The organism is Mesorhizobium sp. M7A.F.Ca.US.011.01.1.1, assembly GCF_003998295.1.
Lineage (GTDB): Bacteria > Pseudomonadota > Alphaproteobacteria > Rhizobiales > Rhizobiaceae > Mesorhizobium.
The window spans coordinates 1-1,280 of record NZ_RZRT01000173.1; the positions used below are offsets into that span (position 1 = coordinate 1).

2 protein-coding genes are annotated in these 1,280 nt (G+C 64.3%); both read left to right on the forward strand.

Annotated features, from left to right (window positions below):
• Nucleotides 1-387 (forward strand): TetR/AcrR family transcriptional regulator (locus tag EOA13_RS37105; protein WP_127298042.1); only part of this gene is annotated, 387 nt, incomplete at its 5' end.
• Between the two features lie 46 nt (nt 388-433).
• On the forward strand, nt 434-1,280 hold an 847-nt coding region (locus EOA13_RS37110; protein WP_127298043.1), incomplete at its 3' end, for a beta-ketoacyl synthase N-terminal-like domain-containing protein.

A 1,280-nucleotide genomic window follows, 5' to 3' on the forward strand; every position in this document is an offset into this window, starting at 1 on the left:
GCGATGGAGAGTGCCACCCACAGGTGGTCGGCCGCAACCGCGGCAAACCCTGAGAATCCGCTCGACGCAGTGATCTCATTCTATCTCAGCATGGATCATCGCGGAGAAAGGATGGACGGCTGCCCGGTCGTTGCGCTTGGCTCGGATGCTGCCAGACAGGGCGCCGAGGTGAAGGCGTCATTCGAGGCCGGGATCAGGGAATACCTTGAAATGCTCGGCGGTTGGGTTGGCGGGGCCGACAATGATGAAGCCGGCGGCAAGGCCATGGCCGTTCTCTCGACGATGGTCGGCGCGGTGCTCCTCTCGCGGGTCGTCAACGACCCCAACCTCGCGCAGGCCTTTCTGGATGCGGCAACCGATCAGGTTCGCGAAGCAGTCGCCGCTTGAACGGCGTCGGCAGCGCTGTCCGCGCACCCAAGTAATAGGAGAATAGATGCGACGGATTGTTGTTACAGGCATGGGGGCGGTCACGCCCCTTGCCGCCAATGTCGAAGCGTCATGGTCGCGCCTGCTTGCCGGTCGTTCGGGCATCCGCAGGCTTCCGGACGATGTGGTGGGAGGCCTGCCGGCGAAGATTGGCGGCGTGGTTCCCTCCTTGAAAGAAGACCCCGACGCTGGCTTCGATCCTGATGGCATCCTGTCCGCGAAGGATCAGCGCAAGGTAGATCGGTTTATTCTCTTTGCGCTGGCGGCGGCGGAAGAGGCGCTTGCGCAGGCGAAATGGAAGCCTGTCTTGGAAACGGATCGCCTGCGCACGGCAACCGTCATCGCTTCAGGGGTCGGCGGCTTCCCAGCCATCACGGAAGCCGTGCGCACCGTCGACCTGCGTGGCGCCCGCCGCCTGTCGCCCTTTACGGTGCCGTCCTTCCTGGTGAACCTCGCGGCGGGTCAGATCTCAATCCGTCATGGTTTCAAAGGTCCATTGGGCGCACCGGTGACGGCATGCGCGGCCGGCATCCGGGCGATCGGCGACGCGGCCCGCCTTATCCGCGCGAACGAAGCTGATATCGCCGTTTGCGGAGGCACGGAAGCGTGCATGAACATCGTCAGCCTCGGTGGGTTTGCCGCCGCACGCTCTCTTTCAACCGGCTTCAATAAGATGCCGGCTCAAGCCTCGCGCCCTTTCGACATATCGCGGGACGGCTTCGTCATGGGCGAAGGAGCCGGGGTGCTGGTCATCGAGGCGTTGAGCCACGCGCTGGCGCGCGGCGCAAAACCGCTCGCCGCGCTCGTCGGCTATGGCACGACGGCGGATGCTCATCACGTTACTTCTGGTCCCG